The sequence below is a fragment of the Rathayibacter sp. PhB1 genome (genome assembly GCF_004362935.1).
Lineage (GTDB): Bacteria > Actinomycetota > Actinomycetes > Actinomycetales > Microbacteriaceae > Rathayibacter > Rathayibacter festucae.
The window spans coordinates 434128-457168 of the sequence record NZ_SNYD01000005.1; the positions used below are offsets into that span (position 1 = coordinate 434128).

Below are 23041 nucleotides of genomic sequence, written 5' to 3' on the forward strand. Positions count from 1 at the left end.
CGCCCCCTTCTTCTGCACCTCTGACGCCCCGATCCGAAGGACCGCCATGAGCTCCACCACCAGCACCCTCACCACTCACTCGCACGTGCTCGACCCCCTCGCCGCCGCCGAGATCGCGTCCTTCGTCGCGGCCGTCCGCGCGAGCGACCGCATCGGCGCCCGCCCGCGCTTCTGGGGCATCAGCCTCGACGAGGAGAAGGCCCGCGGCATCGCGCCCGGCGGCGCCCGCCCGGTCCGCCTGGTCGTGCTCGACCCGGACGCCCGCGCCGCCTGGGAGGTGCGCGGCTGGACAGCCGGCCCCGACAGCCCCGCGATCGTCGAGGTCTGGACCGACGTCGACCACCGCCGCCCCGGCGTCTCCAGCGACGAGGCGCGCCTGATCGCCCAGGCCGCCCGCAACTCCCCGCTCCTGAAGGAGGCGCTCGCCCTCCGCGGCATCACCGACACCTCGCTGGTCTGGGTCGACCCGGAGTCGATCACCGGCTTCGTCCCCGACGACCTCGCCGACCGCCGCCTCAGCTGGGGCACGGTCTGGTACCGCGAGTTCCCCGAGGACAACGGCTACGCCCGACCGGTCGCCGGCCTCGTGCCGATCCTCGACCTCGACACCCTCGAGGTGATCCGGATCGAGGACCACGGCGTGATCCCGATGGCGAGCGAGACCGGCGTCTACACCGCCGGCACCTGGGGACCCGACCGCGAGGTGTCCAAGCTCGACATCGTCCAGGCCGACGGCCCCGGCTTCGCGATCGAGGGGCACCGCGTCGAGTGGCAGAACTGGTCGTTCCGGGTCGGCTTCAGCCACCGCGAGGGCCTCGTGCTGCACGAGCTGACCTACCGCGACGGCGACGTCGAGCGACCGGTGCTGGCGCGCGCCGCCGTCAACGAGATGTACGTGCCGTACCTCGACAGCGACCCGACCGCCTACCGCAAGAACTTCTTCGACTGGGGCGAGTACGGCGCCGGCCCGCTCACCGCGAGCCTCGAGCTCGGCTGCGACTGCCTCGGCGAGATCCGCTACTTCGACGTCGACTACCTCGACGGCCACGGCGAGCCGCAGACCATCGTCAACGGCATCTGCCTGCACGAGGAGGACGACTCGATCCTCTGGAAGCACGTGAACACCCGCACCGGCAGCGCCGAGGTGCGCCGCAGCCGCCGCCTGGTGATCTCCAGCTTCGCGACCGTCGCGAACTACGACTACGGCTTCTACTGGTCGCTGTACCAGGACGGGTCGGTCGAGCTGGAGGTGAAGCTGACCGGGCTGATGTCGGTGAGCGGCATCGCCGACGGCGAGTCGCCGCGCTCGGGGCGGATGGTCGCGCCGAACGTGCAGGCGCCGATCCACCAGCACTACTTCGCCGTCCGCCTCGACACCGCGATCGACGGCCCGCTCAACCGCCTGGTCGAGGTGCACGCCGAGGCCGACCCCGACGAGACGACCAACCCCTACGGCAACGCCTGCCTCGCCGTCGAGACGCCGCTGGCCTCGGAGTCGGTGGCCGCCCGCCGCGCCGACCCGTCGCGCGCCCTGCACTGGCGGATCGAGAGCGAGTCGGCGCAGAACCGCTACGGCGAGGCGACCGCCTACCGCCTCGCGCTGCAGAACACCGCGCAGCTCTACGCCCGCCCGGGCAGCGTCGTCGAGCGGAAGGCGCCCTTCGTCGGGCAGCACCTCTGGGCGAGCGCCTTCGACCCGGAGCAGCGCTTCATCGCCGGCGAGTACCCCAACCAGGGCGAGCTCGGCGACGACGGCGTGCACGTCTGGCAGCAGGCCGACCGCTCGCTCGAGAACGAGCGCCTCGTGCTCTGGCCGGTCCTCGGCGTCCACCACTTCCCGCGTCCGGAGCAGTGGCCGATCATGCCCGTCGACCGGATCAGCCTGCGACTGGAGCCGGACGGCTTCTTCGACCGCAACCCGTCGCTCGACGTGCCGGCGTCGGAGTCGGCGCACTGCGCGCCGGGGGGCTCGGGCGACGCGCACGCGTGCCACACCGATGGCGCGTCGGACGCCCACGCCGGGCACGAGCACGCGGAGCAGCAGCACGGGCACGAGGGCGGGCGCTGATGGCGGGGCTCGCTGAGCACCTCGCGGACAGCAGCGCCGTCGCGCTCGCCGCGGCCGTCGCCTCCCGCGAGGTCTCGGCCGTCGAGGTGATGCGCGCGCACCTGGAGCGGATCGAGGAGCGGAACCCGTCGATCCGCGCCGTCGTCTCGCAGCAGCCCGACTCGGTCTCGCTCGCCGCCGCTGAGGCCGCCGACCGGCGCACCGCCGAGGCACTCGCGGCCGGCGAGGCGCTGCCGCCGCTGCACGGCCTGCCGACCGCGGTGAAGGACCTGATGGACGTCGCCGGCTTCCCGACGACGAACGGCTCCGCCGCCTTCGCCGACGCCGCACCCGCCGCGCACGACAGCGTCCTCGCCACGCTGCTCCGCGAGTCCGGCGCCCTGATCATCGGCAAGACCAACACCCCCGAGATGGGCCAGGGGGTGCTGACCTTCAACCCGGTGTTCGGCACCACCGTGAACCCGTGGGACCTCTCGCGGCACGCCGGCGGGTCGAGCGGAGGCGCGGCCGCCGCCCTCGCCGCGCGGATGCTGCCGATCGCCGACGGCTCCGACAGCGGCGGCAGCCTGCGCTACCCGGCCGCGTTCTGCAACGTCGTCGGCGTGCGGCCGAGCCCCGGCCGCGTGGCCAGCGGGCGCACCGGCAACGCCTGGACCCCGCACGGCGTGACCGGGCCGATGGCCCGCGACTCCGCCGACGCCGCCCTCTTCCTCGACGCGCTCTCGGTGGAGAAGAGCGTCTGGCCGCTGTCGTCGCTGCCGGTGCGCGCCGCGCGCCCGGTCGCGGTCGACGGCCTGCGGATCGCCTGGAGCGACGACGCCGGCGGGCTGCCGATCGACCCCGACGTGCGCGCCGTGCACGCCGCGTTCGCCGCGCAGCTGTCCGGACTCGGCGCCGTGCTCGACGCGGACGAGCCCGACTTCGCGGGTGCCGATGAGGCCTGGGAGACCATCGAGACCTTCGAGTTCTTCCTCGGCGGCCGGCACGCCGTCGACGCGGGCGCCACCGGCTTCCGCCCCGACTACGTCCGCAACGTCGAGCAGGGCCGCGCGATGTCGGCGACGCAGCTCGCCGACGCCTACGAGCGCCGCACCCGCCTCTTCCGCGACACCGCCCGCGTCCTCGAGACGCACGACGTGCTGATCCTGCCGGCGACCCCCGTCGTCGCCCCGCCCGCGGAGCTCGAGTGGGTGCCCTCCGTCGACGGCCACGACTTCGACCGCTACTTCACCTGGCAGATGCTCGCCAACCGCCTGACGCTCACGGCCCACCCCGTCGTCGTCACGTCGGCCGGCTTCACCCCCGAGGGCCTCCCCGTCGGCGTCCAGGTCGTCGGCCGCCACGGCCGCGAGGCCCAGCTGCTGGCGGTGACCCGCGCCCTGGAGGAGGCCACGGGCTGGATCGCCCACGCCCCCGCCACTCTCCAGAAGCTGCGGTAGTCGCGCGCCACTACCGCGACTTTCGGAGAGTCGCGGGGGGCCGGGCGGCGACTCGCCGCGGTCGGCGAGGGGATCGGCGCGCACATCATCAGCCAGGAGGCCTCTCCATCGCCCATCAGCGATGAGCGGCCGCCCTGGCTGATGTTCTGCATGATCGAATGGAGCCGACCGAAGGAGCCGTCGTGCGCCACATCCCCCGGATCCGGCTCGACCGCCGCATCCCCGCCCCGCCGTTCACCGGCCCGGAGGGCTCGGCCGCGTTCCACCGCTCCCTCGCGATCCACCTGGCCGAGCTCGGCCGCGCCTCCGGGGGACCGCACCCGGAGACCCTCGCGGTGTGCGCCCTGGTGAGCGCCGGCCGTGCGGACGCGTCGGCGCTCCCGACTCCGCTCGTGCTGGCGACTGCGCTGCGCACCTTCTTCCCCGCCGGCTGGACGCCCGTCTCCGTCGTCGAGGCCGCGCACGAGCTGCTGCCGTCGCGGGACCGGCACTGGTCGGTCGTTCGGGAGGACCGCCTCGCCTACGACGGCGACCCGCGCTGGTCCGCCCGCCGCGACTCCGCGGGCCGCTGGAGCGCCGAGTGGAACGAGCGCGGCACCGCGAGTCCGGACTTCACCGCCGAGGACGACGACGAGATGGTGCTGCACCTGATGGCGCACCTCACCGACCCGTTCCCCTACCCCTACGCCTGGTCGGGCACCGAGGAGGAGTCGGCCCGCCGCCGCGCCGACGCCGCCGAGGTCGCCCGGGTCTTCGCGCTCGAGCGGCGGCTGCCGTACCTCGCGAGCTGGGCGGACGCTGAGCCCGGAGTCGAGCGGGGCTAGGACCGGGGGAGCGGTGGGCGCGGCGCGTCGGGGCCCTCGAAGCCATGCTGATCGAGTAGCCCGCGGAGCGGGCGTATCGAGATCCACCCGCGTCAGGAGACGGGTCTGCAGACAGCCCTGTTGGAGACGGTGGGTCTCGATACGCCCCTGCGGGGCTACTCGACCAGCATGGAGGGGCCGCTGCTGCGCCTTTTCCGTCCTGGGGAAGCCATGCTGATCGAGTAGCCCGCGGAGCGGGCGTATCGAGATCCACCCGCGTCAGGGGACGGGTCTGCAGACCGCCCTGTTGGAGACGGTTGGTCTCGATACGCCCCTGCGGGGCTACTCGACCAGCAGGGAGCGCTCGCTGCTCACGCCCGCGATGCGCCGCCCGCCTCCTCGTCCGCGAGGCGCTGCAGGACGCGCTCCGAGGCAGCGGACATCTCGGACGGGACCTCGAGGGCGGTGAGGTACTCGACCACGGAGGCCATCTCGTGGCTGCGGCGGACGGCGTGCTTGCGGCTGCCGGTCTCGTAGCGGTCGATCTTCGCCTCGACGTCGCCCGAGAGCTGGGCGGCGATCTGCTCGCGGATCCACGGCTCGCAGCCGGCGGCGCGGCCGGCGGTGACGGCCTCGACGACGACCGCGGCGAGGCTCTTCATCAGCACGCTCCGGAGCAGCTTGCGCGAGGTCGCGACGCCGGCCGGGCCGTCGATCCGCTCGACCTCGGCGCCGAGCGCCGACAGCCACGCCTCGACATCCGCCGCCGCGGCGCCGCTGACGATGGTCTCGGTCCGCGCGCCCTTCGCGGGCACCGGGCCGAGGATCGCGACGTCGGCGAAGCGGGCGCCCGCGGCGTCGATCACCCGCTCGACCGCCTCCATCGTGGCGGGGGAGGCGGTGGTGAAGTCGGCGTAGACGGCGCCCGCGCGCAGGTGCGGGGCGGCGTCGGCCGCGATCCGCTCGCTCAGCGACGCCGCGGTCAGCACGACGACGAGGTCGGCGGAGGAGACGGCACCCGCCAGGTCCGCGGTCCGCTCCACCCCCTCGGGCGTGCCGGGAGCGGCCGGGTCGTAGCCCGAGACCGTGTCGCCGTGGGCGGCGGCGGCCGCTGCGTAGAGGGCTCCGGCCTCGCCGAGTCCGATGAATCCGATGCGCATCGCGCGTCCTTCCTTCGCCGGACGCTTGCGCTCCGGCTGATCAGCGCTGGAGGGCGTTCGCCGCTCGGCGCAGTTCTGGCACCTGCGCCTCGAGGTGGGCGCGGGGGGTGGTCTCGAGGGGGCCCGAGGCCGAGATCGCGGCGATCACGTCACCGGCAGCGCCCCCGAGGGGCACGCTCACGGCGGCGACGCCGGTCTCGCGTTCGTTGATGGAGATGTGGAAGCCGTCGCGGCGGACCTGCTCGAGCTGCTCGCGCAGCTCCCGGGCCGTGACCCGCTCGCCGGCCGCGGTGTCGGTGTCGCCGAGCCCCTCGAGGATCCGGTCGCGCTCGTCCTCCGGCAGGGCGGCCAGGATGTTCTTCCCGGCGCCGACGTGCAGCGGGAGCCGGCGGCCGAGCGGGAGCTGGTAGCGCAGCGGGTCCTGCCCGTCGACGCGCACGGTGAGGATCCGCGAGTCGCCGATCCGCGCGTAGAGCGAGGCGGTCAGGCCCGTGCTGCCCGCCAGCTGCTGCAGCACCGGCCGGGCCCGGGCGATCAGCGGGTCGGTCGCGAGGTAGCTGTGCCCCATCCCGAGCGCCGCCGGCCCCAGCCGGTAGAGCCCGTTCTCGGTGGCGACGAGGCCGCGGTGCTGGAGCGAGCCGAGGATCCGCAGCACGGTCGCGTTCTGCAGGCCGGAGCCGCGGCTCAGCTCGACCAGCCGCAGCGGCGAGTCGCTGCGCTCGAGGAGCTCGAGCAGGTCGAGCGCGCGGTCGACGCTGCGCACGGTCGAGGCGGACGCGTCCGCGGGAGTCTGGGCCATGGCCACCATTGTCCCGGGCCGCGGCGCTGACGTCCGCTGCCCCGGCGTCCCCGGCGGCGGTCCCGTCCCCGGTCACGGCCCCGCCAGGATGCTCTTCCGAGTCGCGGTCTCCGTGGCGTGCTTGGCCTCCGCCCGCTCCAGCACGGCCTCGGCCTCGCCGCGCGGGACGATCGCGAGGCCGTCGGAGTCGCCGAGGACGAGGTCGCCGGGGGAGACCACGACCGAGCCGATCGCGATGGGCAGGCCGAGCCGGAACGGTCCGTTCTTGTAGGGGCCGGCCGGGCTGACCGCGCGGGCGAAGGCCGGGAAGCCCATCTCCTCCAGGTCGTCGACGTCGCGCAGGGCCCCGTCGATGACGATGCCGATGCAGCCGACCTTGCGCAGCCGCTCGCCGATCAGCTCGCCGACGAGCGCGCGGTCCTGCACGCCGTGGCCGTTGACGACGAGCACGTCGCCGGGGCTGAGCCGGCCGATCGCCTCGTGGATGCCGGCGTTGTCGCCGCCGGCGACCTCCACCGTGAAGGCGGGGCCGGCCAGTCGGGCGCCGCGCCAGACGGGGCGGATCGCGGCGTCGACGACGCCGAGGCGGTCCATGGAGTCGCCGACGTTGGCGACGGGCAGGGCGGCGAAGCGCTCGAGGAGGGATCTGTCGGTCATGTCGTTCTCGTTCCGTGTCGAGGGGGCGCCGCCTAGTCGGCGGGCTTCCAGCCGTGGGCGTAGGAGAGGAGGAGCGTCCAGATGCCGAGCACGCCGGCGACGCCGAACGTCCACGGGCTGAGCGCGGCGGAGGCGCCGGCGATGAGGGTGCCGTTCACGACGATCAGGCCGGCGATCTGCAGCAGGACGAGGATCGTGCCGAGCACGAGCATCGTGACGAGGAGGACCACGAAGACCGTGGTCATCAGCGAGATGACGCGCTGACGGCCGGGGCCGTGCGGGGAGTCGCGGGGGGCGGTTTCTTCGGACATCAGTGTCTCCAGGACGAGGGTGGGAATGCGGCGGCGGGACGGAGGCGGGGGCGGGGGCGGGCGCGCATCAGTGCGGCACCGGCAGCCAGCCCGGCCCGATGAGGGCGGCGATGAGCAGGATCGGGAGCACGTAGAGCACGATCAGCGGGACGAACGTCTTCACCGGGTTCACCTGCGCGATGCCGGTCGCGATGTAGATCGCGGCGGCGCCGGGCGGCGAGGCGCCCTCGGTGGAGGCGGCGACGAGCACGACGCACGCGGCGAGCACCGGGTCGACGCCCGAGGCGACGAGGACGCTGAAGCCGATGCCGCCGATCGTCGCGATGGTCGCGGTCGAGCTCAACGGCCCGGCGACCAGGACGACCATCACGGCGACGATCACCGACATCACGACGGGCGAGGCGTTCAGCCCGTTCAGCACGCTGGAGAGCTGCTCGGCGAGCCCGAGCTCGGTGAGCACCGCGCCGCCGGCGAAGGCGAAGACCAGGGTCGCGCCGATGTCGCGGTAGCGGGGCGCCGTCTTCGCGACGAAGCCGTACCACTCCCGGCCCGACTTCGGCAGGCCGCGCCAGCCCAGCGCGGCGGCGAAGAGGCCGAGCAGCACGGGGATCCAGACGATGATGCTGATCGCGTCCATCACGTCCGCGCCGAGCACGCCGGTCAGCGCCTCGCCGGTCGGGCCGAGGGTGACGACGACGGGGATGATGATGCCGAGGAAGACCAGCAGCGAGGTCCAGCCGCGGCGGAACGACTTCGCGAACGGCAGGATGTCGGCGGCGGCGACGCGGCCGATCTTGTACTTGCGCACGAAGTAGAAGACGACGATCAGGCGCCAGAGGATGCACCAGGCGGCGGCGGCGAACATCGCGAGCAGCAGCTGGTCGATCGAGATGTACGGTGCGACGGTGGCGGTGCCGATCAGGATGAAGAACGAGGCGCTCGGCGGGATGACGGTGCCGTTGCCCGCATTGCCGGCGATCAGCGTCGCGGCCACGTGCGGCGGCCAGTTCGAGCGCTTCATCCACGGGATCGCGACCGAGCCCATGGTCGCCGCGTTCGCGGATCCGGAGTGCGCGACCGCGCCGAACAGCGCCGAGCCGACGGTGGCGACGTAGCCCGCGCCGCCGCGGAGGCGCCCGAGCAGCGAGTTCAGCAGGTCGACCTGCCGGTCGATGACGCCGGTGGAGGCGAGCAGGAAGCCGATGAACGTGAAGGCCAGCGCGGCGAACACGATCTCCTGGTCGAAGGCGGCCTGCATGCCGACCAGGACCAGGCGGAGGAAGTCACCGCCGCCGAAGGCGCAGACGACCAGGAAGCCGACCACCATGGCCTCGCCGATGCCGCGCTTGAGCGCGACGCTCCAGATCACGATGACCGCGATGTACGCGATGAGGGCCCAGACAGCCAACCCCATGGGGTGTTCCTTCCGCTCGTCGTTGAGGGATGCGGAGTTCACTAGGTGAACTCAAAGTTCGTTTTGACGAGTATGGAGGGCGGGGGCGGGAGGGGTCAAGTCGGAGGGGTGGCGCTGGAGGAGGGCGATGTTCCTGCGGAAGGGCGCGCAGCGCCGCGGGGATCAGGCGACGGCGGCTCGACCGGCGGCGGCGGCGGCGGCCGCGCACTGCGCACTGAGACGTTCGAGAGGACCGCCCGGCTCGGCGTCGCTGAGAGCCCGGTGCCCCAGTGAGTCGGCTGCACCGGGGAACCAGATGCTCTCTGCCTCGTTCGAAGACATGAATCTGCTGACCGCCGACCCGCGGTGCGGTGTATCGACTTCCCTCGTCACCCCCGCGACCACGGCGTCGGCGCGTCAACGCCTCCAACGCCGCCTCTTACGCGAGCAGCAGACCGACGAACACTGCACCCGGCCCGTCGTGACGGCCGTGCCTCCGCCTGAAATGCAGTAGTCGACGGACGTCGACGTGCAACAGGACGCGACTCGGTCCTTCCGTTCGCGTCGAGGGTGCCGACGCTCAGCCCGGCTGATGCACGTGGATGTCGCTGCTCGACGTCACGCCGTTGAACTCGAGATACAGCTGCCCCTCGACGACCGACACGGTCAGCGTGTTGCGGCGCTCGAGTACCGCGACCGCGGCATCCAGGAAACCCTGGTCAAAGCTCTGCACGGTGATCCGCTCGAGCTGGTGGACTCGCTTGCCGGACCACGCCGCGATCACCTTCTCCGGGTTGCGATGCGTGTAGACCGTCGTGCGGTCGGCCAGCTTGCTCCCGAAGTGCAGTCGCTCGGCATCCGGCGCGCCCACCTCGATCCACGTGATCAGCCTGCCGGTGAGATCACGGACCAGCACCGCCGGCTCGGTCGCCGTCGACGAGATCCCCTCGCTGAAGGTGATCCCCTCCACGTATTCGAGGCAGTACGCGAGCACGCGCGTCATCATGAACGCGTCGGTCTCGGAAGGGTGCCGAGCGGCCCGCAGCGTGATGTCCTCGTAGACGCCGCGGTCCACATCAGCCAGCTGTATCGCGAAGTTGTACATCACTGCGCCGGCTGCCATGCGTGCGAGCTTATGTCCTCTCCCTCATCGAGGATCGCGAAGCTTTCACGGCGCCGTTGGGGCATCGTGTTCGCGCGCCTCCTCGCAAGAACGGCCCGGCAGGAGGCATTTGCCGTGCTTCTTCCCGGCGGCGATCACGCCGGCTCCGAGCTCGCCCGCATCGATCGTCGTGAGGAATGATCGATAGTCCCACAGGCTGTGGGACTATTCGTCGACGACCCCGCTGGCGTCGATGGCGGCGATGATGCGCTGCTCGTCGGGAAGCGCGAGACGCTCGGCGTCGGGCAGCGCGTCGTAGGTGTAGGTCGCGACGGCGATGGGTGAGGCCGCCTGGCTGAGGGCGTAGCGGACGATGTGCTCGTCCTTGTCGCCGCAGATGAGGATGCCGATGGTCGGGGCGTGGCTCGGCCGCCGGAGTCGTTCGTCGACGAGGGCGATGGAGAACCCGAGCTGGCCGGTGAACGCGGGCTCGAAGTCGCCCTTCTTGAGTTCGACGACGACGTACCGGAGCTGCTCGGTGTGGAAGAAGAGCAGGTCGAGGGAGAAGTCCCGGCCGCTGACCTCGAAGTGCACTTGGCGGCCGGCGAAGGTGAACCCGGTTCCGAGCTCCTGCAGCGTCTCTGCGATGCGGTCGAGGAGGGCGTTCTCCATGTCGCGCTCGGCAGCGTCCTCGGTGAGGTTCAGGAAGTCGAAGACGTAGGGGTCCTTGGCGATCTCCCGAGCGAGAGCCGAGTCGGCGGGCGCGAGCCGGTCGACGTAGTTCGACGGTGCCCGACCGGACCGCTCCAGGGTCTGGTTCTTCACGTGGGTGAGCAGCATCGACCGCGTCCACGAGTTCTCGGCCGCAGCGGCGGCGTACGCCGCGCGCACATCGGGGGTGGAGAGCTTGTCGAGGAGCAGGCGGACGTGGCCCCAGGGCAGATGTCCCACAGCCTGTGGGACTTTCTCCCGATCGGGCCAGGCGGCGGCGAAAGCGCGCATGTAGAAGAGGTTGCTGCGAGACAGACCCGTCATCGCCGGGAACTCCCGGCGCAGGTCTTCAGCGAGCCGGTCGAGGACCCGGGTGCCCCACGGCTCCTTGGCCTGCTGGTCGAGGATCGCGCGGCCGAGCTCCCAGTACAGGCTGACGAGCTGCGCGTTCACGGTGCGCTGAGCGCGCAGTTGCGCATCCTGAACGCGCGACGCCAGCGAACGCAAGAACGGCTCGTAGCCGGTCGGCAGCTCGACGTCGCGTCCAGTCATCCCGCAATTGTCCCGGATCCGCGACCCGAGGCCGGCCGCCTCAAGGGTGGCGGGCTGAAATCGGAGGGTGGCAGGAAGAAGGGCGGCGCTGCGCGTGAGCGCGGCGCCGCCCCGTGTGATCAGGCGATGTCGGTGATCAGGCGATCGCGGCGCGCAGCGCGGCGGCCGCCGCACCCACATCGGGCGCGCCGTAGATCGCGCCGCCCGCGACGGCGACCACGGCGCCCGCGCGCTGCACCGACTCGATGGTGGCGGTGCTCACGCCGCCCGCGACCGAGAACGGGACGCCCGAGGCCTCGCCGTCGCGCAGGAGCGTCTCGAAGGTGAAGCCCTCCTCGGCCTGCTCGTCGAGGCCGGCGTGCATCTCGACGAACTCGGCGCCGAGGGCGACGACCTCGCGGGCGCGGGCGGCCTTGTCGGGGACGCCGATCAGGTCGACGACGACGCCCTTGCCGTGCTTCTTGCCGGCGGCGATCGCGCCGGCGATGGTGCTGTCGCCGGCGACGCCGAGGACGGTCACGAGGTCGGCACCGGCCTTGAAGGCCATGTCGGCCTCGAGCTCGCCGGCGTCCATGGTCTTGAGGTCGGCGAAGACCGTCTTGTCGGGGTGCGCCTCCTTGATGGCGGTGATGGCCGAGAGGCCGGTGCTCTTGATCAGCGGGGTGCCGAGCTCGAGGATGTCGACGTGCGGGGCGGCCGCGGCGGCGAGCTCGAGGGCGGCGTCGGTGCTGAGGGTGTCCATGGCGAACTGGAGCTTCACGGGGTGCTTCTTCCTGTCGAGGTGGGGATGGTGAGGAGGGTGGGGCCGGTCGTCATTCGAGGTTCGCGTGGCGCGGCCAGAGCTCGTCGGCGCTCGCGCCGCCGCGCTTCCACAGCGCGTGGAACAGGGCGTCGCCGGTGAGCACGACGACCTGCTCGAAGAGCCCGCCGGAGTACTGCGCCGAGGCGGCGCCCGAGCGGTCGAGCTTGTCGGCGGCCGGCACGATGACGACGGCGGAGGCGAGCTCGGCCAGCGGGGACCCGGCGGCGGTGGTGATCGCGGCGACCCGCGCTCCGGCGTCGACGGCGGACTGCGCGGCGCGCACGATGCCGCCGGTGGTGCCGGAGCCGCTCGCGGTGAGCAGCACGTCGCCCTCGCGGATCGCGGGGGTGGTGACGTCGCCGACCACGTGCACGACGAGACCGAGGTGCATCAGCCGCATGGCGGTCATCCGCAGGGCCAGGCCGGAGCGGCCGGCCCCGTGCACGAAGACGCGCTCGGCGTCCGCGAGCAGCTCGGCGACGGGCTCGAGGCGGTCGGTCGTGAGCGCGGCGGTCGCCGTCGAGACCTCGGCGACGATCGCGGCGAGGGCCTGGGCGGGGTCGGTGGTGACGTCGGTGGATGCGGGCATGTGGCCAGCCTGCGCGTGGGCGGCTCCGGCTCCCACCACCCGTTGGAACGGGTCCGCCTACCCGATCGGGTGGGCGGCGCTGTGCGCGGGTAGGCCGGGTAGGTTCGAGGGATGGAGACCGCCGAGACCGCAGCCGAGACCGCAGCCGAGACCGCCGCCGAGACACCCGCCTCCCGCTCGCTGCTGCAGCAGCACGCCCGCACCGTCGCCGAGCAGGCCGACCGGCACGCGGTGGCGCTGGAGTCGGTGCTCGCCGCCCTGCGCGCCGAGCGCCTGGACGATCGGGCGGCCCGCACCGTCGCGATCGACATCGCGGCGAACGCGCTGGTCGAGCTGCGGACCGCCTCCGACGAGCAGCGCAGTGCGATGCTCGAGCCCGTCGTCGGCGCTTTCGCCCGGCTGCGGCGCGACCTGAGCCCGCTGGTGCGGTTCGGCGACCTGGACGTGCAGTTCGTCGAGCCGCCGACGACCGGTCGCGCTCTGCCCGGCGAGGTCGCCCACGCGGCGCGTGCGATCGTGCGGAGCGCGGTGCTGGCCTTCGTGGAGTCGGAGCAGACGCGGCGGGTGCGGATCCAGTGGGACTGCGACGGGCTGAACCTGCTCGTCGAGATCCGCGACGACGGCCGCGGCGAGCTGACCACCCGCGACGAGGCGCTGCGCCCGATCGCGGAGCGCGTGCGCGGTCTCGACGGCGAGCTGTCGATCGCGTCGACGGCTGGCTGGGGCTCGACCCTGTCGATCCGCCTGCCGCTCGATCCGCCGGCTCAGCCGGACGGGCTCGACGTCGCCGAGCTCAGCGCCCGCGAGCGCGAGGTGCTGAATCTGATCACGCTCGGCGCGTCGAACCAGCGGATCGCGGACGACCTCGGCATCAGCGGCAACACCGCGAAGTTCCACGTGTCGAACCTGCTGCGCAAGGCCGGCGCGCGCAACCGGGCGGAGCTGGCCGCCCTGGCCCGGTGACGCGCGCCGACCTCGCGGGATCGTCGGCGGGTCAGCCGATCAGCTCGGCCACGGTGTAGCCGAAGAGCGCGCCGTCGGCGTCCTCCGCCTCGACGCCCGCGTAGACGAAGCCGAACGGGTTGTCGCCGCCGACGATCGCGTTGTAGACGCCGCGGACCTCGAAGCGGCCGGTCGCCGGGTCGACCGCGACGTAGCGGCCGGCGTCGCGGCGCAGGTCGACGCGACCGGCGCTGACCTCGGAGAAGTTGAGGAAGATCTTGGTCGGCAGCGGGCCGCGGGAGATCGTGACGACGCCGGTCAGCACCGGGAACTCGACCCGGTCGCCGGCGCGGGCGCCGCGGTACTGGACCGGGGTGAAGGCGATGGTGCCGGTGATCGGGCCCTTGTCGGCCTCGGGGGCGGTCGAGGCGGCGGCGGCCGGGGTGGCGATCGCGACGGCGATCACGGGGACGGACCAGGCGGCGCCGGAGAGGACGCTGCGGCGGGGCAGAGTGGGCAGGGTGGAGCGCAGGCGGGTGTCGTTCATCAGGGTGTCCTTGGGGGTGAGGTGCGCGGGCCAGGGCGCTCCGGAAGGAGGCGGGCCGGCGGCGGGAGTGAGAGCGGCGGGGCAGCGCCGCACGCGAGGTGCGCCGCTCGGGATGCCCGTGCCGCTCGGTTCTTCGTCACGACGGCAGTTTCGGGTTGCCTGTCGCGACAACCGACTGTCTCACACCCTGCATGCGTATGCATAGACCTTCTCCGGCAATCGTCGGGTTTCGACGGGCCGGCGGCGACAGGCCGGGCTGTCTCCATGCTGATCGAGTAGCCCGCGCAGCGGGCGTATCGAGATCCACCACCGCCCGAAGTCGAGTCTGCAGTCCCGCCCTGCCGGCGACGTCGGGTCTCGATACGCCCCTGCGGGGCTACTCGACCAGCATGTTCGGCGAGTGGACCCGGAACGGGGTTCGGCTGAAGCGCCGGGCCCGGTGCGCGTCCACTCGCGCGGGTCGGCGCTGGTGAGTGGACGCGTACAGGGGCCCGCTCGCGGCGCGAGCCCCATCGTGGGTCCGTTGGCGAATGCCTGCTGATCGAGCAGCCCGCGGAGCGGGCTTCCTCGCTGATCGATGCGCCCGCGGCGTGCTTCCCCGCTGATCGAGGTGCCCGCAGGGCCGTCTACATGCTGATCGAGTAGCCCGCGGAGCGGGCGTATCGAGATCCACCGGCGCCGGAGGGCGAGTCTGCAGTCCCGCCCTGCTGGCGATGTCGGGTCTCGATACGCCCCTGCGGGGCTACTCGACCACCATGCTCGGACGGGCGCAGGTCTCGATCCGGGGGTCAGCGCGGCGCCGGCACTTCCCTCCGCCCGCACGCGGCTGCTACGGTGCCTGAACCGGTTAAGTAAACCGGTTCAGATCCGGACTCGACGACGAGCAGGAGGCGCGGCCATGGCGGCACGACCGACGATCCTCGACGTCGCCCGCGCGGCCGGCGTCAGCAAGGCGCTCGTCTCCTTCGCGCTGAACGACCGGCCGGGCGTCTCGCCGGAGTCGCGCGAGCGGATCCTCCGCGTCGCCGCCGACCTCGGCTACCGGCCCAGCCTCACCGCCCGCTCGCTGTCGACGAGCGTCTCCTTCGCGGTCGGGCTCGTGGTCGCCCGCGACCCCGAGGTCATCGCGGCCGATCCGTTCTTCCCCGCCTTCATCTCGGGGGTCGAGCGGGTGCTCGCCGAGCACGGCCGGGTGCTGGTGCTCAGCGTCGTCGACCCGGGCGCCTCCGAGGAGGCGGTGTACCGCACGCTCGCCGCCGACCGCCGCGTCGACGGCGTCTTCCTCAGCGACCTGCGCGAGGCCGACGCCCGCCCGGCGCTGCTCGCCGAGCTCGGCCTGCCCGCGGTCACGCTCGGCCGCCTCGACGGCTCGGCCTCGCCCGCGGTCGTGATGGACGACACCGCCGGCATCACCGGCGCCGTGCAGCACCTCGCCGAGCTCGGCCACCGCCGCATCGCGCACGTCGCCGGCTCCGGGCACCTGCTGCACTCCCTCCGCCGCCGCGAGGCGTTCGAGCGCGCCTGCGCCGACGCCGGCCTCGAGCCCGGCCCCGTCGTCGTCACCGACTTCAGCGCCGGCCAGGGCGCGAGCGCCACGGAGACCCTGCTCGACTCCGCCGTCCCGCCCACCGCGATCGTCTTCGCCAACGACCCGATGGCCATCGCCGGCCTCGGCGTCGCGCACACCCGCGGGCTGCGCCTGCCGGACGACCTCTCGATCACCGGCTTCGACGACTCCGAGATCGCCGCGCACGTCTACCCGTCGCTGACCTCGGCCCGCACGCGCCCCGCGCGCTGGGGCGAGGCGGCCGCGCGGACCCTCCTCGACCTGATCGAGAACGGCACCGCCCCCGACGTCGACCTCGAGCCCGCCGGACTCGTGGTCCGCCACTCGACTGCGCCACCGCGGTCCCGACCCACCGACACCCCGACCCCCTGAACCCGATCCACTGACGCGCCTGCGCACCGCCGCGCACGCGCAGAACAAGGAGAACACCATGGCCTCGATGAAGAGACGCTGGCTGACCGGAGTGGGCATCGCCTCGCTCGCGACCCTCGGACTGACCGCCTGCAGCGGCGGCGGGGGCGGCGCCTCCACCGACCTGACCGCGACCGGCCCGATCACCATCTGGTACTCGAACAACGAGCAGGAGGTGCAGTGGGGCAAGTCGATGGTCGACGCCTGGAACGCCGACCACCCCGACGAGCAGATCACCGGCCAGGAGATCCCGGCCGGCAAGAGCAGCGAGGAGGTCATCGGCGCCGCGATCACCGCCGGCAACGCGCCCTGCCTCGTCTTCAACACGGCGCCCAGCGCAGTCGGCCAGTTCGAGCGCCAGGGCGGACTCGTGAACCTGTCCGAGTTCGAGGACGGCGTCGACTACATCGAGACCCGCAGCGGCGACCTCGCCGAGCAGTACCAGAACGCCGACGGCGACTACTTCCAGATGCCGTGGAAGAGCAACCCGGTCGTCATCTTCTACAACAAGGACATCTTCACCGCCGCCGGGCTCGACCCCGAGAACCCCTCGCTCGCCACCTACGACGAGTTCACCGCCACCGCGAAGACCCTCGTCGAGTCCGGAGCCGCGCCCGCCGCGATCCAGCCCGCGCCGACCAGCGAGTTCTTCCAGACCCAGTTCGACTTCATGCCGCTCTACGCCGCGGCGACCGGAGGAACGGGGCTGGTCGAGGACGGCAAGGCCACCTTCGCCGACGACGCCGGCTACCAGGTCGCCGACTTCTGGAAGAGCCTCTACGACCAGGGCCTCGCCGGCCGCGAGCAGTACCAGGGCGACGCGTTCGCCGACGGCCAGGCCGCGATGTCGATCGTCGGCCCCTGGGCGGTCTCGGTCTACGACGACCTGAACTGGGGCTCCGTCTCCGTGCCCACCCCCGACGGCACGCCCGCCGAGGACACCTGGACCTTCAGCGACGCGAAGAACGTCGGCCTCTACTCCGCCTGCGAGAACAAGGGCACCGCCTGGGACGTCCTGAAGTTCGCCACCAGCGAGGAGCAGGACCGCTCGCTGCTGGAGACCACCGGCCAGATGCCGCTGCGCACCGATCTGCAGACCACCTACGCCGACTACTTCGAGGCCAACCCCGCCTACCAGCGCTTCGGCGACCAGGCGAGCCGCACCATCGAGGTGCCCTCGGGCCCGAACACCGTGCAGATGCTGCAGGCGATCCGCGACGCCTGGGGCAAGACCGTGATCTTCGGCGACGGCGACGTCCAGTCGGCGCTCGACGGGGCGGCGGAGACCGTCACCGGGCTCGCCGGCCAGCAGTGACACGCCGGACGGCAGTGAGATGACGACTCTCGCCCCGAAGGCTCCGGCGTCGCAGGGCGCCGGAGCCCCGCGGCCGCAGGACAAGCGGAGCCTGCTCCGCCGCGTCCTCGGTCCGCAGCCGTTCGGGCTGCTGCTCGGCAGCCCCTACCTGCTGTTCGTGCTCGCGGTCTTCGCGTTCCCGGTCGGCTACTCCGTCTACATCGCCTTCCACGACTTCTTCTTCGCGGCCCCCGGCGTGCAGGTCGAGCGCCCGTTCGTCGGCTTCGACAACTTCGTCACCGCGTTCTCGAGCCCGCAGGTCATCCGCTCCTTCGGCAACATCGGGATCTTCCTGGTGATCAACGTGCCGCTGACGGTGGTGCTCTCGCTGCTGCTCGCCTCGGCGCTGGACAAGGTCGTGCACCTGCGCACGTTCCTCCGGGTCAGCTTCTACGTGCCCTACGTCACCGCGAGCGTCGCGGTCGTCGGCGTCTGGCTGTTCCTCTTCAACGGCAACGGACTCGTGAACAGCCTGCTCGGGCCGCTCGCCCCGGACCCGTCCTGGCTGATCAACGACAAGCTCGCGATGCCGATAATCGCGCTCTACGTCACCTGGAAGCAGCTCGGCTTCTACATCCTGCTGTACCTGGCGGCGCTGCAGAACGTGCCGAAGGAGCTCTACGAGTCGGCGTCGACCGACGGTGCGGGCCGCATCCGGCAGTTCTGGTCGGTGACCGTGCCGAGCGTGCGGCCGGCGACGCTGCTGGTGCTGCTCGTCTCCACCGTGACCGGCGCGAACCTCTTCACCGAGCCCTACCTGCTCACCGGCGGCGGCGGTCCCAACGGCGCCTCCGCCTCGCCCGTGCTGCTGATGTACCAGCTCGGCATCCAGCAGGGGCAGCCCGACGTGGCCTCGGCCATCGGCGTCGTGCTGGTGCTGCTCGTGCTCGTCATCGCCTACCTGCAGAACCGCTTCGCCGGGGAGAGGAACTCATGAGCACGCTCGCCAGTGCCGGAGGCGCGACCTCCGCGGTCCCCGCCGCCGCCGCCCCGCCGACCCGGCGGAAGCGCCCGGCCTCGAGCCGATCGGCCGTGATCCTCCGCGGTGTCGTGCTCGCGCTCGGCGCGATCGTCTTCCTGTTCCCCTTCTACTACATGGTGATCGGCTCGCTGCAGACCGACCCCGACCCCACCCTGGCCGGGGCGATCCCCGAGGCGGGGAACCTCACCCTCGACAACTACGTGAACGTGAACGAGCGGATCAACCTGCTCACGGGCCTGATCAACTCGGGGATCTTCACCGGCGGCGTGCTGCTCTGCACGATCGTCTTCGGGGTGCTGGCGGGCTACGCGCTCGCGATGCTCGAGTGGCGCGGCCGGAACGCGGTGTTCGCGCTCGCGCTGCTGGTGCAGGTCATCCCGTTCCAGCTGCTGCAGATCCCGCTCTACGTGCTGATCGCCCGCGACTACGGACTCGCGGACAGCCACCTGGGCATGATCCTGCCGTTCGCGATCAACTCGACGGCGGTGATCATCTTCCGGCAGTACTTCCTGCAGCTCCCCAAGGAGCTGTTCGAGGCCGCGCGGATCGACGGGGCCGGCGAGATCAAGCTGCTGTGGAACATCGCGCTGCCGCTCGTGCGCCCCGCGCTCGTCACGGCCGTGCTGCTCACCTTCATCGGCCCGTGGAACGAGTTCCTCTGGCCGTTCCTGATCACGAAGGACGCGTCGCTGCAGCCGCTCGCCGTGTCCCTCGCCAACTACATCTCCAACGTCGCGTCGTCGACCGACAACCCGTTCGGCGCGATCCTCGCGGGCGCCGTCGTGCTGGCCGCCCCCGTCGTCGTGCTCTTCATCGTGTTCCAGCGCTACTTCGTCTCGACGGATCTCGGATCCGGAGTGAAAGGATGACCATGACTCCCACCCCCGGCACCACCGCCGCTGCCACCACCCGCACCGCCGTCCCCTACCGCCTCGAGCGCGTCGGCGTCGTGATGGAGCCGCTCCCCGGCGAGCCGCTCGAGGCCGAGGGGGTGCTCAACCCCGGCAGCGGGCGCGGCCCCGACGGCGAGCTCTACCTCCTGCCCCGGATGGTCGCCGCCGGCAACGTCTCGCGGATCGGCCTGGCCCGCGTGCTCGTCGAGGACGGCGTGCCCGTCGGCGTCGAGCGCCAGGGCGTCGTGCTGGCGCCCGACCGCGGCTTCGAGCGCGGGGCGACGCACTCCGGCGTCGAGGATCCGCGGGTCACCTTCATCGAGGCGCTCGGCCTGCACGTGATGACCTACGTCGCCTACGGGCCGCTCGGGCCGCGGACGGCGCTCGCCGTCTCGGAGGACCTGCGCGAGTGGCGGCGCCTCGGCCCCGTGACCTTCGCCTACGACGACGCCCTCGACATCGACCTCGGGCTCTTCCACAACAAGGACACGGTGTTCTTCCCCGAGATCGTCTCGGCGCCGGACGGCACGCGCTCGTTCGCGGTGCTGCACCGGCCGATGTGGGACCTCGGCGAGACCCGGCCGGGGGAGGGCGTGCGGCTGCCCGCCGGCGTCGACGACCCGCGGCAGAGCATCTGGATCAGCTACGTGCCGGTCGACGAGGTGGACCGCGACCTGGCGAACCTGACCCGCTGGACCCGGCACCGCTTCGTCGCGGGCCCCGAGTTCGCCTTCGAGGAGCTGAAGATCGGCGGCGGCCCCGTGCCGCTGCGGGTGCCCGAGGGCTGGCTGCTGCTGCACCACGGCGTCACCGGCACCATCGACAGCGCCTTCTCGCAGCAGCAGCACGTCAACTACGCGGCCGGCGCCATCCTCCTCGACGCCGCCGACCCCTCGAAGGTGATCGCCCGCACCTCCGAGCCCCTGCTCGAGGCCGAGACGGAGGAGGAGCGCAGCGGCATCGTCCCCAACGTCGTCTTCCCCACCGCCATCGAGGAGATCGACGGCCGGCACTACGTCTTCTACGGCATGGCCGACTCCAAGATCGGCGCGGCCCGCCTGCTCCGCACGGACGAGTAGGCGCGGCGGAGCCCGCGCTGCGGGCGCCGTCCCATGCTGATCGAGTAGCCCGCTCGCGGGCGTATCGAGATCCACCGTCCTGCAGGCGCCGGGTCTCGATACGCCCCTCCGGGGCTACTCGACCAGCATGCAGTCGCCCTTCGAGCCCGCGCTGCGGGCGCACCCTTCTCATGCTGATCGAGTAGCCCGCTCCGCGGGCGTATCGAGATCCACCGTTCTGCAGACGTCGGGTCTCGATACGCCCCTCCGGGGCTACTCGACCAACATGCATCGCCCTTCGAGCCCGCGCTGCGGGCGCACCCTTTTCATGCTGATCGAGTAGCCCGCTTGCGGGCGTATCGAGATCCCCCACCCCCAGCCACCCCCCCCCTCAAGGAGAGAGTTCAATGACGAACTTCAGACCCCGCGCCGCCGCCGTCCTGGCCGCGACCGCCCTCGCCGCCGGAGGCCTCGCCGTCGGCGCGGCCCCCGCGCAGGCCGCCGAGCCGCTGACCAACACCGCGCACCTCGACTTCCTGCTCGACACCGCCACGCCGGGGCCCCGGGCCGGCCACAGCACCTACCGCCTCGCCGAGGAGCCCGACCTCGTGCTCCCGTGGACCTACGCCGACGCCCGCGACGGCGGCACCTTCGAGCGCGTCGGCGGCGGCCCGCTCGACCCGGCGACCGGCGACTGGGCGCAGGGCGCCTACAACACCGACGACGTCTCGCGCGCCGCCGTCGTCTACCTCCGGCACTGGCAGCAGACCGGCTCGACGGCGAGCCGCGACAAGGCCTACGAGACCCTCCGCTCCCTCGCCTACTTCCAGACCACCGACGGCGACGACGCCGGCAACGTCGTCCTCTGGATGCAGCCCGACGGCGACCTGAACCCCAGCGCCGAGCCCGTCGAGCTGCCCGACCCGAGCGACTCCGAGGACAGCTACTGGCTCGCCCGCACCCTCTGGGCGCTCGGCGAGGGCTACGCCGCGTTCCAGGACGAGGACCCCGACTTCGCCGCCTTCCTGCAGGAGCGCCTCCGCCTCGGCGTCTCCGCCGTCGACCGCGAGGTCCTCACCCGCTACGGCGAGTACGCGGTCGCCGACGGTGTCGACGTGCCCGCCTGGCTGATCGTCGACGGCGCCGACGCCACCGCGGAGGCCCTGCTCGGCCTCTCCGCCTACGTCGAGGCCGCGCCCGACGACGCCGCGGTGCGCGCCAGCACCGCGAAGCTCGCCGAGGGCGTCGCCGCCTACGCCCGCACCACGACTCACGGCGACACCACCGCCTGGCCGTACGGCGCGATCCTGCCCTGGACGAAGTCCCGCTCGCTCTGGCACTCCTGGTCGTCGCAGATGGCGGGCGGCCTGGCCGCCTCGTCCGTCGCGCTCGGCGACGCGTCGCTCCTCGAGCCGGCCGTAGTCGACGCCGCGCGCTTCGCCCCCGAGCTGCTGACCGCCGGCGGCCCCGACAACGGCTGGAACCCGACGCCGACCGACCGCGTGCAGATCGCCTACGGCGCCGACTCCCGGCTGCAGAACTCGCTCGCCCTCGCCGACGCGACCGGATCCACCGCCACTGGTCCCAGCGCGTACCTCGACCTCGCCGGCGTGCAGGGCGCCTGGTTCTTCGGCCTCAACCTCAGCGGCGCCCCCGTCTACGACCCGGCGACCGGAGTCACCTACGACGGCGTCCAGGCCGACGGCAGCGTCAACCGCAACAGCGGCGCCGAGAGCACCATCCACGGCCTGCTGTCGATGCTCGCGCTCGACGCGCACCCGTCCGTCGCCGCCCGCGCGACCGCGGTCACGACCCAGGCGAGCCGCGACGGCCTCCGCCTCGTCGAGGCCGAGTCGGCTCGCGGCGGCACGGTCGTCACGCCCGAGTCGGCCTGGACCGGCGAGTCCGGCTGGAGCGGCTCCTACCTGTCGCTCACGAACTGGCGCCGCGCGGCGACGATCCCCGTCGGCTCAGCGACCCAGGACCGCCTGGTCGAGGCCGTGATCTTCGCCGCCGAGCGCGGCACCGAGAAGACCCCGATCAGCCTCTGGAACTCGGGCCGCCGCCCGCTCGACGTGCTCACCAGCACCGTCGGCGCGCAGGGCGTCACCGAGGCGTCCGGCATCCTGCTCCCGCAGAAGCTGCGGCGGACGCTCCCCGCGAGCGCGACCACCGTCGAGGTCCGCGCCCTCTCCGGCGAGACGAAGCTCGACGCCCTGCTGGTCCGCCCCGTCGTCTCGCGCCTGGTCGTCGTCGGCGACACCGGCCGCACCGAGCTGGTCCGCAACTCGACCGCGACGCCCCAGCCGACCACGGTCGACGGCACCGGCACCCTCCGCGTCTACGCGCAGGACGGCACCCTGGTCAGCGAGTCGCCCGCCACGGGCCCGACCCCGGTCACCCTCCCCGCCCAGGGCTTCGCGATGCTCGTCGGCTGACGCCGCATGCTGATCGAGCGACCCGCCCCTCATGCGGGCCGCAGCAGCATGCTGATCGAGTAGCCCGCTTGCGGGCGTATCGAGATCCACCGTTGTGAGCACGTAAGGTCTCGATACGCCCCTCCGGGGCTACTCGACCAGCAAGCTTCCGGCGACCGCCCCGCCGACATGCTGATCGAGTAGCCCGCTTGCGGGCGTATCGAGATCCCGCGCGTTCTGTGCGACACAACATCAGCTGAGACGCGCACTCATCGCCCATCGCGGTCGAGCGGCCCCCTCAGCTGATGTTCTGCACGGCCGAGGCGCTCCAGCCCGGGGCCCGCCTCCGTCCTGCTGCTCGCCCCGCCCACCGGGCGGCCCCCATTCCTCAGAAGTTGCGGTAGTCGCGCTCGGCTACCGCAACTTCTGCGTTGTCGACGAGGCGACCGGCGGGCGCCGCGTGTCAGCGGCTGCGGTGCAGCGT

The 23041-nt window shown here is 72.4% G+C and carries 20 protein-coding genes; 10 read left to right on the forward strand and 10 right to left on the reverse strand.

The genetic code is table 11. The features are described 5' to 3' along the window. Positions 1 to 46: 46 nt before the first annotated feature. From EDF17_RS15030 to EDF17_RS15040, 3 genes are all read left to right on the forward strand, one after another. Complete coding sequence (locus tag EDF17_RS15030) at positions 47 to 2068, forward strand: primary-amine oxidase (protein WP_123447415.1); 2022 nt, start codon at positions 47 to 49, stop codon at positions 2066 to 2068. Further along, complete coding sequence (locus EDF17_RS15035) at positions 2068 to 3507, forward strand: amidase family protein (protein WP_123447416.1); 1440 nt, start codon at positions 2068 to 2070, stop codon at positions 3505 to 3507. Before EDF17_RS15030 ends, EDF17_RS15035 begins: the two co-directional genes overlap by 1 nt. A gap of 182 nt (positions 3508 to 3689) precedes the next feature. After that, positions 3690 to 4331 (forward strand): hypothetical protein, encoded by a 642-nt coding sequence (locus EDF17_RS15040; protein ID WP_133672098.1) that lies wholly within the window; start codon positions 3690 to 3692, stop codon positions 4329 to 4331. 350 nt (positions 4332 to 4681) lie between these two features. Here EDF17_RS15040 and EDF17_RS15045 read toward each other — a convergent pair whose 3' ends face one another. The 9 genes from EDF17_RS15045 to hxlB form a co-directional block, all read right to left on the reverse strand. Beyond that, entirely contained in the window at positions 4682 to 5470 is a 789-nt protein-coding gene (locus tag EDF17_RS15045; RefSeq protein WP_123447418.1) for an NAD(P)-binding domain-containing protein, read from the reverse strand. A gap of 40 nt (positions 5471 to 5510) precedes the next feature. Further along, positions 5511 to 6269 (reverse strand): IclR family transcriptional regulator, encoded by a 759-nt coding sequence (locus EDF17_RS15050; RefSeq protein ID WP_123447419.1) that lies wholly within the window; start codon positions 6267 to 6269, stop codon positions 5511 to 5513. A 72-nt stretch (positions 6270 to 6341) separates the two neighbouring features. Then, on the reverse strand, positions 6342 to 6926 hold the full coding sequence (locus EDF17_RS15055; protein WP_123447420.1) for a methyltransferase: 585 nt from the start codon (positions 6924 to 6926) through the stop codon (positions 6342 to 6344). 32 nt (positions 6927 to 6958) lie between these two features. After that, positions 6959 to 7237, reverse strand: a complete 279-nt coding sequence (locus EDF17_RS15060; RefSeq protein ID WP_123447421.1) for a hypothetical protein — start codon at positions 7235 to 7237, stop codon at positions 6959 to 6961. 67 nt (positions 7238 to 7304) lie between these two features. Beyond that, on the reverse strand, positions 7305 to 8651 hold the full coding sequence (locus tag EDF17_RS15065; protein ID WP_123447422.1) for a TRAP transporter large permease subunit: 1347 nt from the start codon (positions 8649 to 8651) through the stop codon (positions 7305 to 7307). 559 nt (positions 8652 to 9210) lie between these two features. Beyond that, the gene (locus EDF17_RS15070; RefSeq protein ID WP_123447423.1) at positions 9211 to 9753 is read right to left on the reverse strand and encodes a YaeQ family protein; all 543 of its coding nucleotides are present in this window, start codon (positions 9751 to 9753) and stop codon (positions 9211 to 9213) included. 204 nt (positions 9754 to 9957) lie between these two features. Continuing rightward, positions 9958 to 11175 (reverse strand): PDDEXK nuclease domain-containing protein, encoded by a 1218-nt coding sequence (locus EDF17_RS15075; protein ID WP_311316444.1) that lies wholly within the window; start codon positions 11173 to 11175, stop codon positions 9958 to 9960. Then, entirely contained in the window at positions 11132 to 11755 is a 624-nt protein-coding gene (gene hxlA / locus EDF17_RS15080; RefSeq protein ID WP_123447425.1) for a 3-hexulose-6-phosphate synthase, read from the reverse strand. The genes EDF17_RS15075 and hxlA overlap by 44 nt, the downstream gene beginning before the upstream one ends. Before the next feature lie 52 nt (positions 11756 to 11807). After that, positions 11808 to 12386 carry a 6-phospho-3-hexuloisomerase gene (gene hxlB, locus EDF17_RS15085; RefSeq protein WP_123447426.1) on the reverse strand — a complete coding sequence of 193 codons (579 nt, stop codon included), beginning with the start codon at positions 12384 to 12386 and terminating at the stop codon, positions 11808 to 11810. A 111-nt stretch (positions 12387 to 12497) separates the two neighbouring features. On the opposite strand from hxlB, the gene EDF17_RS15090 reads away from it, so the two are divergent. Continuing rightward, a complete protein-coding gene (locus EDF17_RS15090) occupies positions 12498 to 13349 on the forward strand; it encodes a LuxR C-terminal-related transcriptional regulator (protein WP_123447427.1) in 852 nt (283 codons plus the stop codon). A 31-nt stretch (positions 13350 to 13380) separates the two neighbouring features. Here the strand turns inward: EDF17_RS15090 and EDF17_RS20175 are convergent, their stop codons facing one another. Then, positions 13381 to 13875 carry a hypothetical protein gene (locus tag EDF17_RS20175; protein WP_185019999.1) on the reverse strand — a complete coding sequence of 165 codons (495 nt, stop codon included), beginning with the start codon at positions 13873 to 13875 and terminating at the stop codon, positions 13381 to 13383. An 898-nt stretch (positions 13876 to 14773) separates the two neighbouring features. Between EDF17_RS20175 and EDF17_RS15100 the strand changes: the two genes are divergently transcribed. From EDF17_RS15100 to EDF17_RS15125, 6 genes are all read left to right on the forward strand, one after another. After that, a complete protein-coding gene (locus EDF17_RS15100) occupies positions 14774 to 15814 on the forward strand; it encodes a LacI family DNA-binding transcriptional regulator (RefSeq protein ID WP_123447428.1) in 1041 nt (346 codons plus the stop codon). 58 nt (positions 15815 to 15872) lie between these two features. Then, positions 15873 to 17168, forward strand: coding sequence for an extracellular solute-binding protein (locus EDF17_RS15105; RefSeq protein ID WP_243732911.1), 1296 nt, complete (start codon positions 15873 to 15875; stop codon positions 17166 to 17168). A 19-nt stretch (positions 17169 to 17187) separates the two neighbouring features. Further along, positions 17188 to 18144, forward strand: coding sequence for a sugar ABC transporter permease (locus tag EDF17_RS15110; RefSeq protein WP_123447429.1), 957 nt, complete (start codon positions 17188 to 17190; stop codon positions 18142 to 18144). Then, entirely contained in the window at positions 18141 to 19058 is a 918-nt protein-coding gene (locus EDF17_RS15115; protein WP_123447430.1) for a carbohydrate ABC transporter permease, read from the forward strand. The genes EDF17_RS15110 and EDF17_RS15115 overlap by 4 nt, the downstream gene beginning before the upstream one ends. Positions 19059 to 19060: 2 nt before the next feature. Beyond that, positions 19061 to 20161: a glycosidase gene (locus EDF17_RS15120; RefSeq protein ID WP_123447431.1), complete on the forward strand. Its 1101-nt coding sequence runs from the start codon at positions 19061 to 19063 to the stop codon at positions 20159 to 20161. Between the two features lie 386 nt (positions 20162 to 20547). After that, positions 20548 to 22578 (forward strand): hypothetical protein, encoded by a 2031-nt coding sequence (locus EDF17_RS15125; protein ID WP_123447432.1) that lies wholly within the window; start codon positions 20548 to 20550, stop codon positions 22576 to 22578. Positions 22579 to 23041: the final 463 nt, after the last annotated feature.